This window comes from Bradyrhizobium sp. SZCCHNRI1009, from assembly GCF_032487575.1.
In the GTDB taxonomy this organism is placed as follows: domain Bacteria; phylum Pseudomonadota; class Alphaproteobacteria; order Rhizobiales; family Xanthobacteraceae; genus Bradyrhizobium.
In genome coordinates, this window is record NZ_JAUEUL010000002.1 from 262,344 (window position 1) to 280,147 (window position 17,804).

The 17,804-nt window shown below is 67.4% G+C and carries 15 protein-coding genes; 13 read left to right on the forward strand and 2 right to left on the reverse strand.

The window, feature by feature from the left end:
• The first annotated feature begins 7 nt into the window (after nt 1-7).
• From QX010_RS04760 to QX010_RS04775, 4 genes are all read left to right on the forward strand, one after another.
• Nucleotides 8-1,039 (forward strand): ABC transporter permease, encoded by a 1,032-nt coding sequence (locus QX010_RS04760; RefSeq protein ID WP_316177948.1) that lies wholly within the window; start codon nt 8-10, stop codon nt 1,037-1,039.
• Between the two features lie 2 nt (nt 1,040-1,041).
• The gene (locus tag QX010_RS04765; RefSeq protein WP_315804454.1) at nt 1,042-1,902 is read left to right on the forward strand and encodes an ABC transporter permease; all 861 of its coding nucleotides are present in this window, start codon (nt 1,042-1,044) and stop codon (nt 1,900-1,902) included.
• Nucleotides 1,903-1,964: 62 nt separating this feature from the next.
• Nucleotides 1,965-3,626 (forward strand): ABC transporter ATP-binding protein, encoded by a 1,662-nt coding sequence (gene nikE / locus QX010_RS04770; protein WP_316178446.1) that lies wholly within the window; start codon nt 1,965-1,967, stop codon nt 3,624-3,626.
• Between the two features lie 118 nt (nt 3,627-3,744).
• Nucleotides 3,745-5,160: an FAD-binding oxidoreductase gene (locus tag QX010_RS04775; RefSeq protein WP_316177950.1), complete on the forward strand. Its 1,416-nt coding sequence runs from the start codon at nt 3,745-3,747 to the stop codon at nt 5,158-5,160.
• 42 nt (nt 5,161-5,202) lie between these two features.
• Here QX010_RS04775 and QX010_RS04780 read toward each other — a convergent pair whose 3' ends face one another.
• Together QX010_RS04780 and QX010_RS04785 are read right to left on the reverse strand one after the other, a co-directional pair.
• A complete protein-coding gene (locus tag QX010_RS04780; protein WP_316177952.1) occupies nt 5,203-6,684 on the reverse strand; it encodes a mannitol dehydrogenase family protein in 1,482 nt (493 codons plus the stop codon).
• Between the two features lie 9 nt (nt 6,685-6,693).
• On the reverse strand, nt 6,694-7,704 hold the full coding sequence (locus QX010_RS04785) for a Zn-dependent oxidoreductase (RefSeq protein WP_316177954.1): 1,011 nt from the start codon (nt 7,702-7,704) through the stop codon (nt 6,694-6,696).
• A 171-nt stretch (nt 7,705-7,875) separates the two neighbouring features.
• Between QX010_RS04785 and QX010_RS04790 the strand changes: the two genes are divergently transcribed.
• From QX010_RS04790 to ytfQ, 9 genes are all read left to right on the forward strand, one after another.
• Entirely contained in the window at nt 7,876-8,892 is a 1,017-nt protein-coding gene (locus QX010_RS04790; RefSeq protein ID WP_315804458.1) for a TRAP transporter substrate-binding protein, read from the forward strand.
• A 254-nt stretch (nt 8,893-9,146) separates the two neighbouring features.
• Nucleotides 9,147-11,009 carry a TRAP transporter large permease subunit gene (locus QX010_RS04795; RefSeq protein WP_315804459.1) on the forward strand — a complete coding sequence of 621 codons (1,863 nt, stop codon included), beginning with the start codon at nt 9,147-9,149 and terminating at the stop codon, nt 11,007-11,009.
• A gap of 18 nt (nt 11,010-11,027) precedes the next feature.
• The gene (locus tag QX010_RS04800; protein WP_316177957.1) at nt 11,028-11,753 is read left to right on the forward strand and encodes a GntR family transcriptional regulator; all 726 of its coding nucleotides are present in this window, start codon (nt 11,028-11,030) and stop codon (nt 11,751-11,753) included.
• Nucleotides 11,754-11,786: 33 nt separating this feature from the next.
• Nucleotides 11,787-12,983: a mannonate dehydratase gene (uxuA, locus tag QX010_RS04805; protein ID WP_316177959.1), complete on the forward strand. Its 1,197-nt coding sequence runs from the start codon at nt 11,787-11,789 to the stop codon at nt 12,981-12,983.
• A gap of 86 nt (nt 12,984-13,069) precedes the next feature.
• On the forward strand, nt 13,070-13,837 hold the full coding sequence (locus tag QX010_RS04810) for an SDR family oxidoreductase (protein WP_315804462.1): 768 nt from the start codon (nt 13,070-13,072) through the stop codon (nt 13,835-13,837).
• A gap of 33 nt (nt 13,838-13,870) precedes the next feature.
• On the forward strand, nt 13,871-14,902 hold the full coding sequence (locus tag QX010_RS04815; RefSeq protein WP_316177961.1) for an L-idonate 5-dehydrogenase: 1,032 nt from the start codon (nt 13,871-13,873) through the stop codon (nt 14,900-14,902).
• A gap of 47 nt (nt 14,903-14,949) precedes the next feature.
• Complete coding sequence (locus tag QX010_RS04820; protein WP_409997971.1) at nt 14,950-15,846, forward strand: sugar kinase; 897 nt, start codon at nt 14,950-14,952, stop codon at nt 15,844-15,846.
• Entirely contained in the window at nt 15,843-16,487 is a 645-nt protein-coding gene (eda, locus tag QX010_RS04825; protein WP_316177963.1) for a bifunctional 4-hydroxy-2-oxoglutarate aldolase/2-dehydro-3-deoxy-phosphogluconate aldolase, read from the forward strand. Before QX010_RS04820 ends, eda begins: the two co-directional genes overlap by 4 nt.
• Nucleotides 16,488-16,727: 240 nt before the next feature.
• A complete protein-coding gene (gene ytfQ / locus QX010_RS04830; protein WP_315718196.1) occupies nt 16,728-17,693 on the forward strand; it encodes a galactofuranose ABC transporter, galactofuranose-binding protein YtfQ in 966 nt (321 codons plus the stop codon).
• Nucleotides 17,694-17,804: the final 111 nt, after the last annotated feature.

Genomic DNA, 17,804 nt, shown 5'->3' on the forward strand with positions numbered 1-17,804 from the left:
GAGGACCATGGGCACGATCGGCGCAACATTGCTGCGGGCGGGACGGCGTTTCGTCTCGTCGCTGCCGGCACTGTTCGGTGTCCTGGTCTTCACCTTCCTCTTGATGCGCGTGCTGCCGGGGGATCCGGCCGTGTTCTTTGCCTCCGGCCCCAATGCCGGCCAGGAGGAGATCGAGGTCATCCGCCGGCAGCTCGGGCTCGACAAGCCGCTGCCGAATCAGCTCGCGATCTACCTCTATGATGTCGGTCGCGGCAACCTCGGCCGCTCGATGATGACCGGGCAGCCGGTCGCCAAGGATCTCAAGGAGCGACTGCCGGCCTCGCTGGAGCTGACCTTGACGGCGCTGCTGATCGCGCTGGTCTCGGCGGTGCCGCTCGGCGTGCTGGCTGCGCTGCGGCCGGGCTCGCTGGTCGATCACGGCGTCCGGCTATTTTGTTCGTTCGGCGTCTGCGTGCCGACCTTCGTCTCCGGGCTCCTGCTGATCTACGTGTTCTATTATCTGCTCGGTTTCGCGCCGGATCCGACAGGGCGGATCGATATCTTCACCACGATGCCGCCATCGCGCACCGGCTTCCTGATCATCGACTTCCTGCTCGCAGGCGATGTCGAGGGCTGGTGGGCGGCGGCGCGGCAGCTGATGCTGCCGGCGCTGACCATGGCGTTGTTCGTGATCGCGCCGCTGGCGCGCATCACGCGGGCCTCGATGCTGGTCTCGCTCGGCAGCGATTTCGTCCGCACCGCGCGCTCGGTCGGGCTGTCGTGGTGGCGCATCGTCGTCACCTATGCCTTGAGGAACGCGATCCTTCCCGTCATCACCATCGCCGGCATCGTGTTCTCGACCATGCTGGGCGCGAACGTGCTGGTGGAGAAGGTGTTCTCCTGGCCCGGCGTCGCTTCCTACGCGCTCGATGCGCTGCTGGTCTCCGACTACGCGCCGGTACAGGGCTTCGTGCTGCTGATGGCGACGATCTTCGTGATCGTCAATCTCCTGGTCGATGTGCTCTATGGCATCGCCGATCCCAGGGCGACGGTGGCGTGAGCATGAGCACGATAGAGACCGCCTCAACCCTGCGCCACACGGCCTTCGTGCTGCGCGGCAATCCGGTCACCGCCGTCGCGGCTGGCGGCGCGCTGCTGCTGGCGCTGATCGCGGTCTTTGCGCCGTGGCTGGCGCCTTACGATCCCGTTGCGTCCGAGGTCTCTGCCGCGTTGCAGCCGCCGAGCTCCGCGCACTGGTTCGGCACCGACCAGCTCGGCCGCGATGTGCTCAGCCGCCTGATCGTCGCCAGCCGGCTCGACCTCACGATCGCGGTGACGGCGGTCGCGGTGTCCTTTGCGCTCGGCTCCGTCATCGGTGCGCTGTGCGGCTATGCCGGCGGCCGTCTCGACAAGGCGGTCGGCCGCTTCGTCGACGTGCTGATGGCGTTTCCGCTGTTCGTGCTGGCGATGGCGATGGTCGCGGCGCTCGGCAACCGCGTCGAGAACATCGTGATCGCGACCGCGATCATCAACCTGCCGTTCTACATCCGCTTCGCCCGCGCCGAGGTGAACATCCGCCGCAATCTCGGCTGGGTCGAGGCCGCGCGTGCCTGTGGCGAGAGCCATGTTGCTGTCGTGCTGCGCTTCCTGTTGCCGAACGTGCTGCCGGCGATGGCGGTGCAGATGTCGCTCAATCTCGGCTGGGCGATCCTCAATGCCGCGGGCCTCTCCTTCATCGGCCTCGGCGTCAAGCCGCCGACGCCGGAATGGGGCATCATGGTCGCCGAGGGCGCCCGCTTCATCTCCACCGGGCGCTGGTGGCTGGTGGCGTTTCCCGGCTTCGCGCTGATGAGCGCCGTGCTGTGCTTCAATCTGCTCGGCGACGGCCTGCGCGACATCCTGGATCCCCGGATGCGCACATGATGTCTCGTCAGAACACAAATAGCTGGGGCGCATCCGAGGATGCGGACGTGACGGCGCCTGATATTTCCAAGCCGCTGCTCGAGGTCGAGAATCTCAAAGTGACCTTCTCGACCCGTCGTGGGCTCGTCGAGGCGGTGCGCGGCGTGTCGCTGTCGCTCCAGCCGGGCGAGATGCTGGGTCTCGTCGGCGAGAGCGGCTCCGGCAAGTCGGTGACCGGCTTTGCCATCACCCATCTGCTCGACAAGGCCGGCCGCATCACCGATGGCTGCATCCGCTTCAAGGGCCAGGACGTCACCCGGGCCGGCGGTGCCGATCTGCGCAGCCTGCACGGCGCGGTCATGGCGATGATCTTCCAGAATCCGCGTGCCGCGCTCAACCCGATCCGCACCGTCGGCCAGCAGATCGCGGATGCGATCCTCGCCCATCGCCGGCTGTCGCGGCAGGAGGCGCATGCGGAGGCCTTGTCGCTGCTGAAGGCCGTGCAGATCCGCGATCCCGAGCGCCGCATGGGCGCCTATCCGCACGAACTCTCCGGCGGCATGTGCCAGCGGGTGATGATCGCAATCGCGATCTCCTGCAGCCCGCAGCTGCTGATCGCGGACGAGCCGACCACCGGCCTCGACGTCACCACGCAGAAGGTGGTCATGGATCTTCTTGCGAAGATCGCCGCCGAGCGCGGCATGGCGACGATCCTGATCACGCATGATCTCGGGCTTGCCGCGCGCTATTGCGCGCGCGTGGTCGTGATGGAGCAGGGCAGGCTGGTCGAGGAGGCCGCGCCGCTGACGCTGTTCCACCGGCCGCAGCATCCCTACACCAAGCGCCTCGTCGCGGCGTCGCCGACGGCAACTTCGCGTGTCGAGGATCTGGTGCCGGACGGCGAAAAAATTCCGCTGGTCGCTGTGACGGAGCTGCCGCCGCTGCCTCACGGCACGCCGCTCCTGCTCGACGTCAAGGGCGTCAGCAAGCGATTCGACGACGGTACGGTCGGCGTCGCCGACTTCTCGATGACGATGCGCGGCGGCGAGAGCGTCGGTCTCGTCGGCGAGAGCGGCTCCGGCAAGAGCACGACCTCGCGGATGATCTGCCGTCTGATCGACGCCAGCGCCGGCGAGATCCTGTTCGACGGCCAGGCGATCGGCCAGATTCCGGCTCGCGACTTTCACGCGAGCGAGCTGCGCAAGGACATCCAGATCGTCTTCCAGGATCCGAACGACAGCCTCAATCCGCGCTACACGGCGTTCGACTGCATCGCCCATCCGCTGCTGCGGCTGATGAACATGCGCTCGGGCGACAGACTGCGTCAGCGCGTCGAGGAATGCGCCGATCGCGTCGGCCTGCCGCGCGAGCTGTTGTCGCGCTTTCCGCATCAGCTCTCCGGCGGGCAGAAGGCGCGCGTCGGCATCGCCCGCGCCATTGCCTGCAAGCCGCGGCTGCTGGTGCTGGACGAGCCGACCGCGGCGCTGGACGTCTCCGTGCAGGCCGTGGTGCTGCAGCTTCTCAACAAGCTCAGGCGCGAGGACAATCTCGCCTTCCTGTTCGTCAGCCACGATCTCAACGTCGTGCGCATGATGTGCGACCGCACCATCGTGCTGCGCACAGGTCTCATCATCGAGCAGGGCGAGAGCCGGGCGCTGTTCGCCAATCCGCAGACCGACTACACGCGCGAGCTGGTCGACGCCGTCCCGCATATCGCCCCGCCGGTGGCTTTCGCGTCCGCCTGAGCAGCCCATAACATTCGATTATGGGTGGCGGACAACTCGGTATTGGGGACGCGAGGCACTGTCCTGTTAGTTTGTGCGCATCGCAAGTGCAGCCTCTGGAGCCATCGAAGTGCGCGTCATGACGGAGCTGATCGAACGCCTGCAACGCCTCGTCGGTGTCGCGCATGTTCTCGTCGCGGCCGAGGATCAGGCGCCTTATCTGCACGACTGGCTCGGCAAATATCACGGGGCCACGCTGGCGGTGGTTCGGCCGGGATCGACGGACGGGGTCGCGGCCGTGATGGAGGCCTGTGCCGCCGCCCGCGTGGCCGTCGTGCCGCAGGGCGGACACACCAGCCTGTCGGGCGGCGCGACTCCGGATGCGAGCGGCCGGGCGATCGTGCTGTCCCTGTCGCGGATGAACCGCATCCGAGCGGTGGATCCCGTCGGCCAGACCATCGTCGTCGACGCCGGCATCGTGCTGGCGAGGGTGCAGGACGCGGCGCGCGAGGCCGGCCTGTTCTTTCCGCTCAGCCTCGGCTCGGAGGGCAGTTGCACCGTCGGCGGCAATCTCGCCGCGAATGCCGGCGGCGTCGCCGTGCTGCGCTATGGCGTGATGCGCGAGCTGACGCTGGGGCTCGAAGTGGTGCTGCCGGATGGCCGCATCTGGGACGGCCTGCGCGCCTTGCGCAAGGACAACACCGGCTATGCGCTGCGCGATCTCTTCATCGGCTCCGAAGGCACGCTGGGGGTCATCACCGGCGCCGTGTTGAAGCTGTTTCCGCGGCCGACCGCACGGGCCACCGCGTTCGTCGCGGTCGCCGATGCGGCCGCCGCGCTGAACCTGCTGCGGCTGTCGCGCGCGCGTTGTGGCGATCGCCTCACCGCATTCGAGTTCCTGACCTCGGCAACGCTCGAGATGATCCTGCGGCAGATGCCGGATATACGGCTGCCGTTCGCTGCACTTCCCGAGGCTGCTGTCCTGATCGAGCTGAGCGATATCGGCGAGGAAGCCGCGCTGACCGCACGGCTCGAAACCACGCTGGCCGCCGCGATGACGGAAGGGCTCGCCTCCGACGCCGTCGTCGCCCAGGACGGCACCCAGGCCAAGGCGTTCTGGCGGGTGCGCGAGAGCGTCTCCGAGGCTCTGGTCCGGGAGGGCAGGGCGCTCAAGCACGACATCTCGGTGCCCGTCGCCGAGATCGCCGATTTCGTCACGGTCATGGACGCTGCGGTCGGCGCGGCGCTGACCGGCATCCGTCCGATGGTGTTCGGCCATCTCGGCGACGGCAACCTGCACTACAATCTGATGCGCCCGCTCGACATGAGCGAAGACGAGTTCTATCGGTACGGTCCGCGCATCACCCGCCTGGTCCATGACGAAATCACCCGCCGCCGCGGCTCGATCAGCGCCGAGCACGGCATCGGCCAGCTCCGCACGGCAGAGATGCCGCTGTGCAAGCCGCCGCTCGAGCTGGAGCTGATGCTGCAACTGAAGCGCACGCTCGATCCGCACGGCCTGATGAATCCCGGCAAGCTGCTGCCAGGCGGCTGATGTCGGCGGTCGCCGGAGCCGGAGCTGCGTCCAAGCCGATGTTCAGCGGGCGGCCCGTCGCGTCTCCGCCACCGTGGCACGGGTACCCTTCTGGAACAGATCGTCCAGGGCCGTTTCGATTGCGAACTCGAAGCGCGGGTCTCGTGGCAGCTCGCTGCCGAACACCGAGGTGAGCGACAGCAGCGCCGGCGTGAGCCGGCTGGCGACCGGGCCGGCCTCGTCGGCGAGCGCGCGCAACTGCGCTGCCAGCGGATCGCGCAGCGCGATCGGCTGGCCGCGCTCGTCCGTGCCGCTGACGTAGCGGATCCACCCGGCGACGGCAAGCGCAAGCCGGGTGATGGGAAGGCCGCGGGCGAGGCGGTCGCCGATGGTGCCGAGCAGACGCTGCGGCAGCTTCTGCGAGCCGTCCATCGCGATCTGCGCGGTCTTGTGCTTGAGCGCGGGATTGCGGAAGCGCTGCAGCAGCGCGGCGCGATAGGCTGCGACGTCGAAGCCGCCGAGCGCGGGCAGCGTCGGCGTCACCTCCTCGCGCATCATGTCCTCGACGAGGCCGGCCAGCTCGGGCTCGGCCATGGCCGCGGCGACGGTCTCGCAGCCCATGAGATAGCCGAGATAGGCGATTGTCGAGTGCGCGCCGTTGAGCAGCCGCAGCTTCATCAGCTCGAACGGGGCGACGTCGCGCACGAACTGTGCGCCGCTGACGTCCCAGGCGGGGCGCGCGCCGGCGAAATCATCCTCGATCACCCATTGGCTGAACGGCTCGGTGACGATGGGCCATGCATCATCGAGGCCGAGCGCGGCGCCGGCATCGGCGCGGTCGGCATCGGTGGTGGCGGGCACGATGCGATCGACCATCGTCGAGGGAAAGCGGACGTCGTCCGTGATCCATGCGGCGAGATCGCGATCGACCAGCCCGGCGAAGGCGATGACCAGACCGCGCAAGGTGTGGCCATTGGCCGGAAGGTTGTCGCAGGCGAGCACCGTGTAGGGCGGCAGGCCGCGCTGTCGCCGCAGTTGCAGGCCGCCGACGATGAAGGCGAGCGTGCTGCGGGGATGGCCGAGGTTGAGACTGTCGTGCAGGATGTCGGGATCGTCGACGCGCAACGCGCCGGTCGACGGATCGTGGCTGTAGCCCTTCTCGGTGACGGTGGTCGAGAGGATGCGTATGGCGGGATCGGCGAGGCGTGCCAGAAGGGCCGCCGGATCCTCGGGCGCCACCGCAAGGCCGGTGAGTGCGCCAATGATGCGGCGCTGCCGGCCGGCGCCGTCGCTCGCCGTCACGCTGTAGAGCCCGCCTTGCGGCGCCAGCGCATCGCGGGTGTCCGGCGAGCGCAGGGAGACGCCGAGGATGCCCCAGCGCGGATCGTGCTTGAGCAGCGCATCGGTGTAGACCGCCTGATGCCCGCGATGGAACGCGCCGAGGCCGAGATGGACGATGCCGGTTGTGATTGCTGCGCGGTCGTAATCCGGCTTGATGATGCCGGCGGGCAGGCGGGGAAGCGTTGCGGGGCTGAGACGATCCATGCCGGGACTTCAGAAGATCAGCTGCACTTTGCAGCATTCGGTCTGGTTGTGCTCGAAGGTGTCGAACGCGGTCGCGTAGGCGTCGAGCCCGAAGCGGTGGGTGATCAGCCGCTCCGGCTGCAGCGCGCCACTGGCGAACCAGTCGATGACCTTGGCGAACTTGCCGCTGTTGAGCCTGGAAGCGTGGATCGCGAGCTCCTTCGCGGTGACCTTCTGCTGCACGATCGTCGACGGCTCGGCCGAGAAGCCGAGCAGGCCGATGCGTGCGGCAGGCGAGGCGATCTCGATGGCCTCGGCGAGAATGGCGGGATGGCAGGCGGCATCGACAATTAAGGTCGGCGTCACATCGGCCGCGGCGAGGGCTTTGGGCAGGGCGGTCCTGGCGGTGTTGATGACGCGGTCGGCGCCGTTGTGCCGCGCCGCTTCGAGCCGGGCATCGATGCGGTCGGTGACGATCAGCTGCTTCACGCCGTAGACGTGCTTGAGCACCTGGATCACGGTCAGCCCGATCGGCCCGGCGCCGTAGACCAGCGCGACGTCTGAGGCGAACACGCGGGTGTGGTCGGTAATGTTGGCGGCGATCGAGAACGGCTCGACCAGCGGCGCCTTGTCGTCGTCGACGCTGTCCGGCAGCAGATGCGCGTTGGCCGCCGGCACGCAGGCATATTCGGAAAAGCCGCCGTCGCGGTGGACGCCGAGCACGGCGAGATGGGCGCAGACATTGGGGCGGCCGACCGAGCAGGGGTAGCAGTGGCCGCAGGCGACGACAGGATCGACCACCACGCGGGCGCCGAGCCGTGCGCTGACACCGTCGCCGAGCTTGTCGATGCTGCCGAAGAATTCATGGCCGATCACGCGCGGATAGCGCGCGAACGGGTTGCTGCCGTGGAGGATGTGGATGTCGGAGCCGCAGATGCCGGCGCGCTCGACCTTGATGCGGACCTCGCCCGTCGAAGGCTCGGGAACGGGGCGCGTTTCGATCGACAGGCGGCCGGGCCGCTCCACCACGAGGCTCTTCACGCGTTCCTCCATCCTTCTCGCCAATCTCGACCGCAGGCTGCCATCGTATAGCAACCCGAAAACTTGGATACAAGTTTCCTATTGAAAGCCTATTTGGTATCCCTTATAGGCTTGAGATACAGGAATGACATACAAAGGCCCCCGCAGCGGGCCGGCAGGGGAGGTTTGCCAGTGTCTTTGCCCACATCCATGTCTCGTCGCAGCTTCGTCGGCACCGCGCTCGCGGGAGCCTCGGCCTTGGCGTTCGCACCCGCCCGGGCGCAATCGGCGAAGTATCGCCTGCGTTACGGCACGGCGTTCCCCGCCACCCATCCCGGCGTCGTCCGCATCATCGAGGCGTCGGAGGTCATCAAGAAGCAGAGCAATGGTCTGGTCGACCTGCAGGTCTATCCGAACAGCCAGCTCGGCAGCGAGCCCGACATGTTCTCGCAGGTGCGCAGCGGCGCGCTCGACTTCATGTCGACGTCAGGCGTGAACCAGACGGTGGTGCCGATCGGCGGCATCAATGCGGTGGCCTTCGCGTTCGAGAGCTACGACCAGGTGTGGTCGGCGATGGACGGCGATCTCGGCAACCATGTGCGCCGCGAGTTCGCCAAGGTCGGCCTGCACGTGCTGCCGAAATGCCTCGACAACGGCTATCGCAACATCACGTCCGGTGCGAAGCCGATCGCCTCGCCCGACGACCTCAAGGGCTTCAAGATCCGCGTGCCCGGCAATCCGTTGTGGGTGACGCTGTTCAAGACGCTCGGCGCGGCGCCGACGCCGATCAATTTCGGCGAGCTCTATGCGGCCCTGCAGACCCGCATCGTCGACGGCCAGGAGAATCCGCTGGCGCTGATCCAGAGCGCCAAGCTCTACGAGGTGCAGAAGTACATCGCGCTATCAGGCCATATCTGGGACGGCCACTACATCTTCGCCAATGCAGCGCGCTGGAATGTCATGCCTGCCGACGTCCGCGACGCCGTCACCGCGGCGCTGTCGGAGGCCGCCGTCAAGGAGCGCCAGGACATCCAGAGCTTCAACGACAAGGCGCAGGCGGAAATGCAGGCCGCTGGCGTGACCTTCAACAAGGTCGACACCAAGCCGTTCCGCGATGCGCTGCGCACCGCCGGCTTCTACACCGAATGGAAGACCAAGTTCGGCACCGAGGCGTGGGGGCTGCTGGAGAAATCCGTCGGTCAGCTGTGAGACTTGCGTGAGAGACCGCGTAGTCGACAGCGTGCCTGCCACCGTCCTTCGAGACGCCTGCCTCCGGCAGGCTCCTCAGGACGAGGGCTGATTTTGCGGTGAGATCCTGTCCCTCATGGTGAGGAGCGTCGGCCTTGCGACGCGTTCAGGCGATGCAATTGCATCGCCTTGAGAACCATGAGGCCAGAGTAGTTTCGACTTCAGCTGCGATCGGTGGAAAATACGGTCGGCCTGTGTGAGCCGGGGAGGATGCAATGGCCGTTGACATGACAGCGACGACCTCGGTGCCGTCGCATGGCGCGTTCGCGCGCTTCGATCATCTGCTTGGCCGCGCCGTCGAGGCGCTGGCTGCGGCGATCGTCATCGCCGAACTCGTTCTGCTCGGCGCGGCGACCGCCGCGCGCTACGTTTTCAATGCGCCGCTGATCTGGTCGGACGAGCTCGCCACCGTGCTGTTCGTGTGGCTGGCGATGCTCGGCGCCGTCGTCGCATTGCGACGCGCCGAGCACATGCGGCTCACCGCCTTCGTCCGCAATCTGTCGCCGGCGTGGCGGGCGCGCACCGATGCGCTCGGCCTGATGCTGGTCTGCACCGTCCTGGTGGCGCTGGTGATGCCGTCCTGGCACCACCTCGAAAGCCACCTGATCAGCCAGATGCCCGTGCTCGAGATCAGCGAAGGCTATCGCGAGGCCGCGATGCTGGTCGGCGTGCTGCTGATGCTGCTGACCGCGGTCGACCGGCTGATCCAGCAGGCGAGCCTCATGCAGATCGTCGGCGCTCTGGCGCTCGTGCTCGCCGGTGCAGGGGCGCTCTATGCCGCCGCGCCTGTGCTGGAGGAGCTCGGCAACTACAATCTGTTCATCTTCTTCTTTGTGCTCGTCGCCAGCGCCATGGTGATCGGCACGCCGATCGCCTTCACCTTCCTGCTCGCCACCGTGGCCTATCTGCATTTCAGCACCACCGTGCCGGTCCTGATCGTTCCCGGCCGGGTCAGCGAGGGCATGTCGCACATGGTGCTGCTGGCGGTGCCGATGTTCGTGCTGCTCGGCGCGCTGATCGAGATCGCCGGACTGGCGCGGGCGATGATCCTGTTCCTGGTTTCGCTCATCGGCCATCTGCGCGGCGGCCTGCAATATGTGCTGCTCGGCGCGATGTACCTCGTCTCGGGCATCTCCGGTGCGAAGGCGGCCGACATGGCGGCGGTGGCGCCGGCGCTGTTTCCGGAGATGAAGCAGCGTGGCAGCTCGGAAGGCGACCTGGTGTCGCTGCTGTCCGCCTCCGCTGTGATGTCGGAGACGATCCCGCCCTCGATCGTGCTGATCACGGTGGGCTCGGTGACGGGCGTGTCGATCGCGGCGCTGTTCACCGGCGGGCTGCTGCCGGCGGTGGTCGGCCTGATCGCACTCTCCGTCGTCGTCTTCCTGCAGACGCGCAAGGAGGACATGAGCGGCGCGCAGCGTTTCGATGCCAAGACGCGGCTGCGGCTGTTTGCGATCTCCATTCCCGGTCTCGGTCTGCCGATCGTGATCCGCTCGGCTGTGGTCGAGGGCGTCGCCACCGCGACCGAGGTCGCGGCGATCGGCGTCATCTACACGGTGCTGGTCGGCATCTTCGTCTATCGCCAGTTCGACTGGAAGCGGGTGTATCCCATCCTGGTCGATACGGCCTCGCTGTCCGGCGCGATTCTGCTGGTGGTGGGGGCTGCGACCGGCATGGCCTGGGCGCTGACGCAGTCCGGCTTCTCGCAGCAGCTCGTCGACCTCATGGTCGCCGTGCCGGGCGGCCGCTGGGGTTTTCTGCTGATCTCGGCGCTCGCCTTCGTCGTGCTCGGCAGCGTGCTCGAAGGCGTGCCGGCGGTGGTGCTGTTCGGGCCGCTGCTGTTCCCGATCGCGCGCATGATGGGCGTGCACGAGGTGCACTATGCCATCATCGCAGTGTTCGCGATGGGCCTCGGCCTGTTCACGCCGCCCTTCGGTGTCGGCTTCTATCTCGCCTGCGCCATCGGCCGCGCCTCGCCGGATGAGGTCATCCGCCACGTCTGGCCGCATCTCGCCGCACTCGTCGTTGCGCTGCTCTTAATCGTGTTCCTGCCGTGGATCTCGATCGGCTTCCTGTGAATCGGGTAGACTGCCGTCATGGATGACGATCTGACACCATTGACGCGACTGGACGGCAAGGCCGGCCGGCGGCTCGCCGACCAGGTCTATGAGCGGCTGCTCGAGGACATCGTGTCCGGCGCGCTGCCACCGGGCACGCCGATGGCCGAGCTCGACCTGTGCGAGCGGCTCGGCGTCAGCCGCACGCCGGTGCGCGAGGCGCTGATCAAGCTCGCCGATGTCGACCTCGTGCGCATCTATCCGCAGAGCGGCAGCGTGGTGGCGCCGGTGTCGCGCGAGGCGTTCGGCGAGGCGCAGTTCATCCGCGAGCATCTCGAATGCGCGCTGGTTGCCGAGGCCGTCCGCTACATCGATGCGACGGCGCTGCGCGAGCTGACCGAGCTGATCGACAAGCAGAAGGCGGCGGCGACGCCGGCGGAGTTCTACGCCCATGACGAGGCGTTTCATCAGACCATCGCCCGCACCAGCCGGCATCCGCATGTCTGGCAGGTGATCCGCCAGACCAAGATCCATTTCGACCGCGTCCGCCATCTCACCCTGATCGAGGACGCCGGCCATATTCCGCTCCTGATCGCGCAGCATCAGGAGATCCTGGACGGGCTGGCCGCCTGCAACGAGGCCCAGGCGGTCGCGGCGATGCGCCGGCATCTGCGCGAGGTGTTTCGCCGCGCCGACGGCATCTTTGCCCGGCAGGAGGAGATGGCGCAGGCCGAGTCGCGGACGCGGGCACGGCGGCGGCGCTGATCGCGCGCGTGATTCATTTTGGAAGGTGACGACATGGAACAGACGTGGCGCTGGTTCGGACCCGATGATCCCATCACTTTGCCGCAGGTTCGCCAGACCGGCGCGACCGGCATCGTGACGGCGCTGCATCACATCCCCTACGGCGTGGTGTGGAGCACCGATGAGATCATCAAGCGCATCGGCGTGATTGAAGGCGATTCATCGCTGCGGCTGCGCTGGAGCGTGGTCGAGAGCCTGCCGGTCTCCGAGGCCATCAAGCTGGGCGAGGGCGATCTGACGTCCTTGTTCGACAACTACCGCCAGTCGCTGCGCAACCTCGCCGCCTGCGGCGTCACCACCGTCTGCTACAATTTCATGGCGGTGCTGGACTGGACCCGCACCGAGCTCGCCTTCCGTCTGCCGGGCGGCGCCACGGCGCTGCGCTTCGATATGGATCGCCTTGCTGCGTTCGACTGCTACATCCTGCAGCGGCCCGGTGCCGAGGCGGAGTTCTCCGCCGACGTGCTCGACCGCGCCAAGGCCTGGGTGGCACAGGCGTCCGAATCCGACAAGGACCGGCTGCTCGCGACCATCATGGCTGGGCTGCCCGGCGCCTATGACCGCTATGACGTGCCCGGTCTGCGCCGCATGCTGGAGAAATATCGCGGCATCGGCCATGCCGAGCTGCGCGCCAACTACGCGCGCTTCCTGCGCGAGGTGGTGCCTACGGCCGAGGAATGCGGCGTCAGCCTCTGTGTCCATCCCGATGATCCGCCGCGTGACCTGTTCGGTCTGCCGCGCGTGGTGTCCTCAGCCGAGGATCTGCAGTTCATCGTCGATGCCGCCCCGTCGAAGGCCAACGGCCTCACCTTCTGCACCGGCGCGCTCGGCGCCGGCGGCCACAACAACGTCCCGGCGCTCGCCGAGCGGTTCGCGCCGCACATCCGCTTCGTGCACCTGCGCAACGTCACCAAGATGCTCGACGGCTCGTTCATGGAGGCGGAGCATCTGCGCGGCGACGTCGACATGGTCGCGGTCGTGACGACTTTGCTGAAGGAGCAGGCCCGGCGCAAGGCGGAAGGCGAGCCGGATTGGCGGATCCCGTTCCGGCCCGACCACGGCCATGAGCTCGCCGACGACATCGGCCGCGGCACCCATCCGGGCTATCCGCTGGTCGGCCGCCTCAAGGGCCTCGCCGAGATTCGCGGGATCATGACCGCGGTGGCGGCCATTAACCGCTTGCCGGTCTGATCCCGCCGGTGCCGGACAACCCGCTTGTCAGCGCGCGTCCCGTGGCCGAGGATGCCGGCCCGCATTTGCCCATTCGAGTTGAACAAATGTCGACCTCGCTCTTCGATCTCTCCGGCAAGACCGCGCTGGTGACCGGCTCCTCGCGCGGCCTGGGCCGCGCCATCGCGGAGGGTTTTGCCAAGGCGGGGGCGCGGCTCGTCATTAACGGAACCGACCCCGCGCGTACCCTGGCTGCCGTGGAAGAATTCCGCGCCGCGGGCCATCAGGCAGAGGCCTGTCCGTTCGACGTGACCGATGAGGACGCCGTCGTCGGCGCCTTCACGCGCTTCGACGCCGAGGGGATCGCGATCGACATCCTCGTCAACAATGCCGGCATCCAGCACCGCAAGCCGCTGGTCGAGTTCACCACGGATGAGTGGCGCCGCGTCATCGAGACCAACCTCACCAGCGCCTTCGTGATCGGGCGCGAGGCGGCCAAACGCATGATCCCGCGCAAGAGCGGCAAGATCATCAATATCGGCTCGCTCGGCAGCGAGCTGGCACGGCCGACCATCGGGCCCTACACCACGGCGAAGGGCGGCATCCGCAACCTGACCCGCGCGATGGCGGTCGAATGGGCGGCGCACGGCATCCAGGCCAATGCAATCGGACCGGGCTACATGCTCACCGACATGAACCAGGCGCTGATGAGCAACCCCGACTTCAACAACTGGCTGATGTCGCGCGTCCCGTCGAAGCGCTGGGGCCGGCCGGACGAGCTGGTCGGCACCGCGATCTTCCTGGCCTCGGAGGCGTCGACCTATGTCAACGGCCAGACCATCTATGTCGACGGCGGCATGCTGGCGGCGATGTAGGATCGCGGAAGACAAGAGACAGGGAGGCCGGCCATGCGTGCGGTCGTCATTCACGCGCCGAAAGATCTGCGCATCGACAGCTTTCCCGATCCGGCGCCGGGACCCGGCGAGGTGCGGGTCAAGATTGAGGCCGGCGGGATCTGCGGCTCGGACCTGCATTACTATCATCACGGCGGCTTCGGCACCGTGCGCATCAGGCAGCCGATGGCGCTGGGGCACGAGATCGCAGGCGTCGTCGCCGCGGTCGGCGCGAGCGTGACCGGCCTCGCCGAGGGCACGCGCGTCGCCGTCAATCCGAGCCTGCCCTGCGGCCGCTGCAGCTATTGCCGCGAGGGGCTGCGCAACCAATGCCTCGACATGCGCTTCATGGGCAGCGCGATGCGTGATCCCCACGTGCAGGGCGGCTTCCGCGAGTTCGTCACTGTCGATGCCTCGCAGGCCGTGCCGATCGCGCCGTCGCTGTCGCTCGGTGAGGCCGCGATGGCCGAGCCGCTGTCGGTCTGCCTGCATGCGGCGCATCAGGCCGGCTCGCTGCTCGGCAAGCGCGTGCTGGTGACCGGCTGCGGCCCGATCGGCGCGCTGTCGATCCTGGTGGCGCGCTACGGCGGTGCGGCCGAGATCGTGGTCACCGACATTGCCGATGCGCCGCTGGCGGTGGCGCGCACGCTCGGTGCCAGCCATGCGTTCAATGTCGGGGCGGAGCCGTCGGCGCTCGATCCGTGGCGGAGCGGGAAGGGCACGTTCGACGTGCTGTTCGAGGCCTCCGGCAACCAGGCCGCCTTGCGGGCCGCGCTCGACGTCATGAGGCCCGGCGGCGTCATCGTCCAGCTCGGGCTCGGCGGCGAGATGACCTTGCCGCTCAACACGCTGGTCACGAAGGAGCTGCAATTGCGCGGCACGTTCCGGTTCGACCGCGAATTCGAGCTGGCGCTGCGGCTGATGGGCGAGGGGCTGCTGGACGTCAAGCCGCTGATCTCGGCTGCGCTGCCATTCGAGCAGGCGGTCGCCGCCTTCGAGCTCGCCAGCGATCGCAGCCGGTCGATGAAGGTTCATTTGACGTTTTGATGGATGGATTGACGCCGATGAAAGTCGCCTGCATCGGAGAGTGCATGGTGGAGTTTGCGCAGGAGGACGGCTCGCTGTTCCGGCGCGGCTTCGGCGGCGACACGCTCAACACCGCGCTCTATCTGGCCCGGCTCGGCGTGCCCACCTCCTACGTGACGGCGCTCGGCGATGATCCCCTGAGTGCCATGATGCTGGCGGCCTGGCAGGCCGAGGGCATCGACACCTCGGAGGTGCTGCAGGTCGAGGGCCGCGTGCCCGGCCTGTACATGATCGAGCGCGATGCCAAGGGCGAGCGCAGCTTCCTGTATTGGCGCGACCGCGCGCCGGCGCGCGAGCTGTTCGATCGCGCCGATCGCGATATGCTCGACAGGCTCTCGCGCTTCGACTGGATCTATCTCTCCGGCATCAGCCTCTCGCTCTATGGCGAGACCGGCAAGGCCAAGCTGCGCGAGCTCCTGACGGTGGCTCGCAAGCGCGGCGCGCGGGTCGTGTTCGACGGCAACTACCGGCCGCGCGGCTGGGCCAGCCGCGAGGTCGCCCAGCGCGCGTTCCGTGCGATCCTGCCGCTGGTCGACGTTGCGCTGCCGACCTTGGAGGACGAGCAGATGCTGTTCGGCGATGCCGACGCCTCCGTCAGCCTGCGCCGCTTCAAGGACGCCGGGGTCAACGAGGTCGTGGTCAAGCGCGGTGCGCGCGGCTGCCTGATCCATGCCGATGGCGTGCTGGTCGACATCGCGCCACCTGCGGTGCTCAAGCCAATCGACACCACGGCGGCCGGCGATTCCTTCAATGCGGGGTATCTCGCCGCGCGCATCAAGGGCGCGCCGCCGCGCAAGGCGGCGTTGGCAGGGCACCGGCTCGCCGGTGCCGTGATCATGGCGCCGGGGGCCGTGATCCCGGCCACCGCGATGCCGCGGGACATTCTGACGATGAGCGAGGCGTGATGAACAATTTGGACAAGCGCGCGAAGCTCGATGCGGTCTTCGCGCTGGCGCCGGTGATCCCGGTGATCACGATCGAGGACGCGGCGCATGCCGTGCCGCTTGCGCGTGCGCTCGTCGCCGGCGGCCTCCGCGTCATCGAAATCACTTTGCGGACGCAGGCGGGGCTCGATGCCGCGCGCGCGATCATCGATGAGGTGCCGGACGCCGTCGTCGGCATCGGCACGGTGCTGACGCCGGCGGACTACGAACGCGCCGCCAGGCTGGGCGCCGCCTTTGCGATCAGTCCGGGCCTTTCGCTCGGCCTGCTCGACGCCGCGAATGCCGGCGAGATGCCGTTCGCGCCGGGCATTCAGACCGCCTCTGATCTCATCGCCTGCGTGACGCGGGGCTATGAGCTGGTGAAGTTCTTTCCCGCGGTGCCGGCCGGCGGGCTCGCGGCGCTCGACGCGCTAGCGGGTCCCTTCCCGAACGTGCGCTTCTGTCCGACCGGCGGCATCAATGCCGGCAACGCCGCGCAATGGCTGGCGCACAAGAAGGTCGTTGCGATCGGCGGCTCGTGGGTCGCACCCGCGGCCGACATCAAGGCCGGTGCGTGGGCCGCGATCGAGCAGCGCGCCCGCGAGGCGACGAAGCTGCGCTGATCCAGCCTATCCACAACTTAAAGTTTTGTTTGTGTCAGACGCTTATCTTCGGCGGCAGCGGGGCTGCGCCGGCGCCTGTCATTCTCAAAAAGTATTACAGTCAAATAATATGACTAGTCATCCCCTGGGTTCCGTGAAATAACGGACGTCACCGGCCGTCGAGGCGGGTGAATAGGTGCGTCAACACCGCTGTCGCGGCGGCGCATCAAAAAACAGTACCTTTTTGGGAGAGAACGTCTGATGACCCTGAAAGCCCTCTTTGCGGCCTCGGCCACGGCCGCCTTGTTGCTTGCCACGTCCGCTGGCGCCGCGGAGCTGACCGTCGGCTTCTCGCAGATCGGATCGGAGTCCGGCTGGCGCGCCGCCGAGACCTCGGTCTCGAAGTCGGAAGCCGCCAAGCGCAAGATCAACCTGAAGATCGCCGACGCCCAGCAGAAGCAGGAGAACCAGATCAAGGCGATCCGCTCCTTCATCGCCCAGGGCGTGGACGCGATCTTCCTCGCGCCGGTCGTGGCTTCGGGGTGGGACGCCGTGCTGAAGGAAGCCAAGGAAGCCAAGATCCCGGTCGTACTGCTCGACCGCGACATCGATCCCTCCGGCAAGGACCTCTATCTGACCGCCGTCACCTCGGACAGCGTGCATGAGGGCGAGGTCGCCGGCGAGTGGCTCGCCAAGACGGTCGGCGGCAAGGCCTGCAACGTCGTCGAGCTGCAGGGCACGGTCGGCGCCAGCGTCGCCACCAACCGCAAGAAGGGCTTTGACGCCGTCGTCGCCAAGAACGCCAACCTGAAGGTCGTGCGCAGCCAGACCGGCGACTTCACCCGTGCCAAGGGCAAGGAGGTGATGGAGAGCTTCATCAAGGCCGAGAACGGCGGCAAGTCGATCTGCGCGGTCTACGCCCACAACGACGACATGATGGTCGGCGCGATCCAGGCAATGAAGGAGGCCGGCCTGAAGCCGGGCAAGGACATCCTGACCGTCTCGATCGACGCCGTGCCGGACATCTTCAAGGCAATCGCCGCCGGCGAGGCCAACGCCACCGTCGAGCTGACGCCGAACATGGCGGGGCCGGCGTTCGACGCGATCGTGGCCTTCAAGGAGAAGGGCACCGTTCCGCCGAAGTGGATCCAGACGGAATCGAAGCTCTACACCGCGACTGACGATCCGCAGAAGGTCTACGACAGCAAGAAGGGCTTGGGCTACTGAGCTGAAGCCTATGTTGTTGCCGTCGTCCTGGCGAACGCCAGGACCCATAGCCACCGATCTTTGTGAGGTCTGCGGTATTGGCCCAGTGCCTCAATCGACTATTCCGCGGTA

What these genes read in the sequence shown, in the direction of transcription:
- QX010_RS04815 (WP_316177961.1), top strand. Translation starts at nt 13,871, where the DNA reads ATGCGTGCGGTCGTCATTCACGCGCCGAAAGATCTGCGCATCGACAGC.
- uxuA (WP_316177959.1), top strand. Translation starts at nt 11,787, where the DNA reads ATGGAACAGACGTGGCGCTGGTTCGGACCCGATGATCCCATCACTTTG.
- ytfQ (WP_315718196.1), top strand. Translation starts at nt 16,728, where the DNA reads ATGACCCTGAAAGCCCTCTTTGCGGCCTCGGCCACGGCCGCCTTGTTG.
- QX010_RS04795 (WP_315804459.1), top strand. Translation starts at nt 9,147, where the DNA reads ATGGCCGTTGACATGACAGCGACGACCTCGGTGCCGTCGCATGGCGCG.
- QX010_RS04780 (WP_316177952.1), bottom strand. Translation starts at nt 6,684, where the DNA reads ATGGATCGTCTCAGCCCCGCAACGCTTCCCCGCCTGCCCGCCGGCATC.
- QX010_RS04760 (WP_316177948.1), top strand. Translation starts at nt 8, where the DNA reads ATGGGCACGATCGGCGCAACATTGCTGCGGGCGGGACGGCGTTTCGTC.
- QX010_RS04775 (WP_316177950.1), top strand. Translation starts at nt 3,745, where the DNA reads ATGACGGAGCTGATCGAACGCCTGCAACGCCTCGTCGGTGTCGCGCAT.
- QX010_RS04810 (WP_315804462.1), top strand. Translation starts at nt 13,070, where the DNA reads ATGTCGACCTCGCTCTTCGATCTCTCCGGCAAGACCGCGCTGGTGACC.
- QX010_RS04800 (WP_316177957.1), top strand. Translation starts at nt 11,028, where the DNA reads ATGGATGACGATCTGACACCATTGACGCGACTGGACGGCAAGGCCGGC.
- QX010_RS04765 (WP_315804454.1), top strand. Translation starts at nt 1,042, where the DNA reads ATGAGCACGATAGAGACCGCCTCAACCCTGCGCCACACGGCCTTCGTG.